The 6811-nt window shown below is 61.4% G+C and carries 5 protein-coding genes; all 5 read left to right on the top strand.

Annotated elements, in window-relative coordinates:
* Positions 1 to 95: 95 nt before the first annotated feature.
* The gene (locus tag WA989_RS03300; protein ID WP_424339098.1) at positions 96 to 2072 is read left to right on the top strand and encodes a tetratricopeptide repeat-containing sulfotransferase family protein; all 1977 of its coding nucleotides are present in this window, start codon (positions 96 to 98) and stop codon (positions 2070 to 2072) included.
* Positions 2073 to 2166: 94 nt separating this feature from the next.
* Positions 2167 to 3384 (top strand): N(2)-acetyl-L-2,4-diaminobutanoate deacetylase DoeB2, encoded by a 1218-nt coding sequence (doeB2, locus tag WA989_RS03295; RefSeq protein ID WP_424339097.1) that lies wholly within the window; start codon positions 2167 to 2169, stop codon positions 3382 to 3384.
* Positions 3385 to 3423: 39 nt separating this feature from the next.
* Positions 3424 to 4647 carry an aspartate aminotransferase family protein gene (locus WA989_RS03290; RefSeq protein WP_424339096.1) on the top strand — a complete coding sequence of 408 codons (1224 nt, stop codon included), beginning with the start codon at positions 3424 to 3426 and terminating at the stop codon, positions 4645 to 4647.
* Positions 4644 to 5873 (top strand): ectoine hydrolase, encoded by a 1230-nt coding sequence (gene doeA, locus WA989_RS03285; protein WP_424339095.1) that lies wholly within the window; start codon positions 4644 to 4646, stop codon positions 5871 to 5873. Before WA989_RS03290 ends, doeA begins: the two co-directional genes overlap by 4 nt.
* Positions 5874 to 5898: 25 nt before the next feature.
* A partial coding sequence (locus tag WA989_RS03280) for an aldehyde dehydrogenase family protein (RefSeq protein WP_424339094.1) occupies positions 5899 to 6811 on the top strand: 913 nt, incomplete at its 3' end.

Genomic DNA, 6811 nt, shown 5'->3' with positions numbered 1-6811 from the left:
TATTAAATACGACTACTAGTCCGGCCTCTATCAGACCGAACTGAAGTGCAGCGCTCCGTTTACTCGGGGCGCTGCATTGCTATTGAATGGACACTATGACCGAGGCGATGGATTCTGCAGATACGCTCAAACAGGGGCGCAGCCTGATGCAGGCGGGCAAATTCCAGGAGGCGGCGAGCCTTCTGGGCGAGGTTCTTGCGCGCGAGCCGGGCCATCAGGACGCGCTCTATATGGCGGCCGCGTCTGCGCGCTACCTCAATGATACCGACAGCGCGTTCGCCTATCTCGACCGGCTGAAGCGCGCCGCGCCGGACTTTGGCCGGGCCTTCCAGGAGGAGGGTCATTTGCGGCGCAAGACCGGCGATGTCGATGGGGCGCTCGGCGCCTTTCAGCGCGCGACACGCTACAATCCCGCCCTGGTGGCGAGCTGGACGGCGCAGGCGGAAATCCTTTCAGCCTCAGGACGCGCCGAGGCAGCCGCCCATGCCCGCGCGCAGGCCGACCGGCTGAAGACGCTGCCGCCGGAGCTGCTGGCGGTGACGAATTATATCCATGAAGGCCGGATCATCCATGCCGAGAGGATTGCGCGCGCCTTCATGCAGAAGCATCCGCGCCATGTCGAAGGCATGCGGCTTCTGGCTGATATCGGCTCGCGGCTCGGCGTGCATGAGGATGCAGACTTCCTGCTCGAGACGGCCGTGGAGCTTGAGCCGGAGAATCCGCAGCTGCGCATCGACCGGATACAGGTGCTGCGCAAGCGCCAGAAATATGAGGCCGCGCTGGCTGAAGCGGGCACATTGCTCGAGCGTGATCCGGATAATCCGGTGTTCAAGTCGCTCTATGCCATCGAGGCGATGCAGGCCGGCAGCTATGACGAGGCGCTGGAAATCTTTGACGAGGTGCTGGCGGACATGCCGGACGATCTCGCAACGCTGACCTCGCGCGGCCATGCGCTGAAGACGGCCGGCCAGACCGATGAGGCGATCACGTCCTACAGGCGCGCGGTCGCTGTGACCCCGCTGCATGGCGACGCCTGGTATGCGCTTGCCAATCTCAAGACCTATACGTTCAGCGCCGACGAGATCGCCGCGATGCAGGCCGCGCTCCAGGATCCGAATTTGCACTTCATGGGTCGGGTCCATATTGCTTTTGCGCGGGGCAAGGCGCTGGAGGATGCCGGCGAGTATGGCGCATCTTTCGAGGCTTATTCCCAGGGTAATGCGCTGAAGAAGACGCAGGTCCGCTATACGACCGAGCAGATGGAAGCCGAGGTCGAGGGCCAGACCACCCATTGCACGAAAGACCTGTTCGAGAACCGGGCAGGGGTAGGCCATGATGATCCGGCACCGATCTTCATCGTCGGCCTGCCGCGCGCCGGCTCGACGCTGATCGAGCAGATCCTGGCCAGCCATAGCCAGGTCGATGGCACGCTCGAGCTGCCCAACATCCTCTCGCTCGCGCATCGCTTGCGCGGGCGCCAGCAGATCTCGGACAGGGACCGCTATCCACGTATCCTGCATGAACTGCCCGATGAGGAGCTGAAAGCGCTTGGCGAGGACTATATCGCCAATACGGCGATCCACCGCCAGGGCGCGCCTTTCTTCACCGACAAGATGCCAAACAATTTCCGGCATATCGGGCTCATCCAGCTGATCCTGCCCAATGCGAAGATCATCGACGCACGGCGCGAGCCGATGGCATGCTGCTTCTCAGGCTTCAAGCAGCTCTTCGCCGAAGGTCAGGAGTTTTCCTACAGCCTAGAAGATATCGGCCATTATTACCGGCTCTATGTGAAGCTGATGGACCATTGGGATGCCGTCCTGCCCGGCAAGGTGCTGCGCGTCCAGCATGAGGATGTGGTTGATGATCTGGAAGGCGAGGTGCGGCGCATCCTCGATCATTGCGCGCTGCCCTTCGAACAGGCCTGCCTCGACTTTCACAAGACAGACCGCGCCGTACGCACCGCCAGCTCCGAACAGGTCCGCCAGCCGATCAACCGCTCAGGCCTTGAGCAATGGCGGAAGTTCGAGCCCTATCTCGATGATTTGAAAGAGATTGTGTCCGATTTGTAGGCATGAGGCTCGAAAACATGGGCAAGGTTTGCCGGCTAGCGACTGCGCGCAGGGTGGCCATTGAATAGATGGCGTGAGCTGATACGCTCAAACAATGAGAATTGAAGACGCTGAGGCTCTGCGCCGCGGCCAGCAGATGGGCTGGGACGATGTGATGGCGGATGCCATCAGCTTTCGGCGGGAGCTTCATCAGCATCCCGAACTCCCCTGGGAAGAAGAGCAGACGGCAGCGCGAATTCGCAGCAGGCTTGATGCGCTCGGTATTGAATGGCGCGCCTGCGCCGGGACTGGTACGGTCGCGAAACTCGCCAAGGACGCGCCGGGACGCCATGTTGGCCTGCGCGCAGACATTGACGCCCTGCCGATCAACGAGGCCTCGGGCCGGGACTATAGCTCGACCCATGATGGCTGCATGCATGCCTGCGGGCATGACGGGCATTCGGCGGCGCTGATGTCGACAGCGACCTGGCTGAAAGCCAATGAAGACAAGCTTCCGGGGCCTGTTACGCTGCTGTTCCAGCCGGCAGAAGAGGGCGGCCATGGCGCAAAAAAGATGATCGAGGATGGCGCGCTCGAAGGGCTCGACGCGATCTTTGGCTGGCATAACTGGCCGGCGATCGCGTTCGGCAAGGCGGTCTGCCCCGACGGCGCTGTGATGGCGGGCAATGGGACGTTCCGCATTACGCTCCAAGGCGCGGGCGGGCATGCGAGCCAGCCTGAGAACACGCGCGATCCTGTGCTGGCAGCCTCTGCCGTGACGATGGCGCTGCAGCAGATTATTGCTCGGCGCATCACGCCTCAGAATGCCGCCGTGGTCAGCGTCACCTCCATCGAAGCGCCAAGCGGCGAGACGGTGATACCTGACAGCGCGAAGCTTGCAGGGTCCATCCGGATCGCGGATCCGTCAGACCGCGCGCGGATCGACCAGATGATCACCGAAATCGCGACCGCGCAGGCGGCCGCCTATGGTGTGAAGGCCGATGTCGAAATCTTCCCGCGCTATGACGCAACCATCAATCATGGCGACCAGGCCGGCGAAATGCGCGCAGCGATAGCCGCTGATCTCGGCGCCGACTGGCAGTTTGACCAGTTGCCTTTGCCGATCATGGCGTCTGAGGACTTTTCCTACTACCTCAAGGAACTGCCCGGCGCTTTTGCCCTGATTGGCGCCGATGATGGCCAGGGGCATCACGAGCCCTGCCATTCGCCGCGCTATGACTTCAATGACCGGCTCCTGCCTATCGTCACCCGGATTTATGCGCGCCTCGCAGGGGCGCCATTGCCCGATAACTCAACAGCTCAACAGACCTGAGGCCGCTGCCGAGCGGCTCAACCGCAAAGGACACTGAACATGGAACTCTTCGAACGCTGGGAATCAAATGTCAGAGGCTATGCCCGGACCTACCCTACCGTCTTCAAGTCAGCCTCCAATGCACGACTGACCGATGAAGGCGGCAAGTCGTATATCGAGTTCTTTGCCGGGGCCGGCGTGCTGAACTTCGGACACAACAACCCGAAAATGAAGGAAGCCATCGTCGACTTCTTCCAGTCCGACGGCATTCCCCACAGCCTCGACATGATGACGACCACGAAGCGCGAATTCCTCAAGGCTTTCATCGAAACCGTCATGAAGCCGCGCGGCTGGGACCATAAGATCCAGTTCATGGGCCCAACCGGCACCAATGCGGTCGAGGCTGCCATGAAACTTGCCCGCAAGGCGACCGGGCGCAACCGGATCATTGCCTTCACCAACGGCTTCCACGGCATGACGCTCGGCTCGCTCGCAGCGACCGCGAACGCCTACTTCCGCAACGCCGCTGGCGTGCCGCTGCACTATGTTGACCGTCTTCCGTTCGGCCACCCGCTTGAAGGCATGGAAGAGACCTACAAGGATGCGTCCTCCGGCTATGAAGCGCCGGCCGCCATTCTGGTCGAGCCGATCCAGGCCGAAGGCGGCGTGAACGTGGCCGACGAGAAATGGCTGAAGGAAATCCGCCAGTTCGCCCGTGACCGTGGGGCGCTCTTCATCCTTGATGATATCCAGGCCGGCTGCGGCCGGACCGGATCCTATTTCAGCTTTGACGGTATGGATCTCGACCCGGACATCGTCACGCTCGCCAAGGGCATCGGCGGCTTCGGCACGCCCATGGCGATGAACCTCAACAAGCCCGAATATGACAAGCACTGGTCCCCCGGCGAGCACACCGGCACCTTCCGCGGCCAGGGCATTTCCTTCGTCGCCGGCAAGGTGGCGATGGAATACTTCAAGGATGACAGCTTCCTGAAGGATGTGCGCCGCAAGGGCGAGATCATGGAAGACCGCCTGAAGAAGATGGCGGGCCCTGGCATGGAGGTTCGCGGCAAGGGCATGATGCAGGGCATCGACACCCAGGATGGCGCTTTTGCCAAGAAGGTGGTGGCTGAATGCTTCCAGACCGGGCTGCTTGTCGGTGGCTGCGGTTCGGAAGGGCGCGTGATCAAGCTCATCCCGCCGCTGACCATTGAGGACAGCGATCTCAATGAAGGGCTCGATCTTCTCGAAAAGGCCATGCAAAGCGTGCTGGTGCCCGCATGAGGCAACGCGATGACATGACCTTCCCGCACGAAGAATATGTGCGGCGCCTCGAAGGCTTGCGCGAGCGGATGAAGGATCGCCGGCTCGATGCCGTGGTGATCTCGGACCCCGAGAACATCATGTACATGACTGACTATCAGACGACCGGTTATTCCTTCTTCCAGGCACTTGTCGTGCCACAGAACGGCGACTGCTACATGGTTACGCGGAAGATGGAGGAGTCGAACGTCCATGCGCGCACCTGGGTAGATAAGACACGCCCGTTTGCCGATAATGGCGACGCCATCCAGACCCTGATCGAAAGCTTCCGCGAGTTCGGCCTCAACAATTGCACGATCGGGTATGAGCGGAACTCCTACTTTCTGCCAGCCTATCAGCAGGACCGTATCCACTCGGCCTATACCAAAGGCCGCCTGATCGACTGTTTCGGCATTGTCGAAGAAGGCCGGATGGTCAAATCGAAGCCGGAAATCGAGATCATGAAGAAGGCGGCGCGGGCGACACAGGCCGGCATGAAGGCCGGGATCGAGGTTGCAAAGCCGGGTGTCACCGAGAATGAGATCGGCGCGGCGATTTCTGCGGCCATGTTCGAAGCAGGCGGCGAACCGCCGGCCGTCATGCCCTATGTGACGTCAGGTCCGCGCTCGATGATCGGTCACGCGACCTGGGAAGGCCGTACCGTCCAGGAGGGCGAACACGTCTTCCTTGAGGTGGGCGGCTGCTACCGGCGCTACCACACCGCGATGATGCGGACTGTCGTCATGCAGGATGAGCTCTCTTCGTCCATGAAGAGCGCCGAGCGCCAGATGCAGAAGGCGCTGAAAGAGCTACGCGAGGCGGTCCAGCCGGGGCTGACCGTCTCCGACGCAGACAAGATTGTGCGCGATATCGTGAATGACGGCCAGCATGGCGGCTCGCTGATTACGCGGTCCGGCTATTCGATCGGCATCGCCTTCCCGCCAAGCTGGGATGAGGGCTATATTCTCAGCCTGATGCAGGGCGACCCGCAGATCCTCAAAGAAGGGATGACCTTCCATGTCATTCCGTGGGTCTGGGGCGTCGATGGCGACAAGACGGTCGGGATTTCCGACACGTTCCATGTCACCGAAGACGGCTGCGAGAGCTTCTTCGACCTGCCCGAGGAATTCACGTTGAAGGCGCCTGCCAAGGCCCCTGCCAGCAAACCAAAACCAGAAACGAAGAACGGACGGGCCGCAGCGCAATAGCCGGCCGTCCGACCAGGAGATTCCCATGCTGAAAGCCGTGAACCCGGCAACAGGCGAAACTGTTCGCAAAGTCGACACCGACACCTCGACCGGCGTCGAGAACAAGCTGATTGCCTCGCAGAAGGCGTTCAGGGACTGGCGCGCGAAATCCTATTCGGAGCGCGCCGACCTTCTGAAAGCGGTCGCCAAATATATGCGCGACAATGTCGATACGCTCGGCCCTGTCATGACAGAGGAGATGGGCAAGCCGAAGAAGGAATCTGTCGGCGAAGTCAACAAGTCGGCCTGGTGCGCCGAACACTATGCGGACCATGCCGAGGGCTATCTCGAACGCGAAGTGATCGAGTCGGATGCGAGCCTGTCCTATGTGCAGCATCTGCCGCTCGGCCCGATCCTCGGCATCCTGCCCTGGAATGCCCCCTTCTGGCTGGCGTTCCGGTTTGCCGCACCGTCTCTGATGGCGGGCAATACCTGCTTGATGAAACATGACCCGCATGTGCCAGGCTGCGCCGAGGCGATCGAATCCTGCTTTCGCGAGGTTGGCGCGCCGGACGGTCTGTTCCAGGCGCTCTATCTGAAGACCCCGGACGTCGAAGACGTGATCCGCGACAGTCGGGTGCGCGGGGTCTCGTTTACTGGCTCCTCGCGCGGCGGCTCAAAGGTTGCGGCGGCGGCCGGTGCCGCGATCAAGCCGGCTGTGCTCGAGCTTGGCGGGTCCGATCCGTCCATCGTGCTCGCCGATGCCGATCTCGAAAAAGCCGCTGATACGCTGACCCTGTCGCGCATCATCAATGCCGGCCAGTCCTGCATCGCGGCCAAGCGGATCATCGTCGAGGGCTCTGTCTATGACGAGATGACCGAGCTGATGAAGGATCGCATGTCGAAACTGAAGGTCGGCGATCCGACCAGCGAAGACACTGATGTCGGCCCGATTGCGC

It is taken from the genome of Henriciella sp. (assembly GCF_049649345.1).
Lineage (GTDB): Bacteria > Pseudomonadota > Alphaproteobacteria > Caulobacterales > Hyphomonadaceae > Henriciella.
This window is presented reverse-complemented; position numbering and strand designations above follow the sequence as displayed.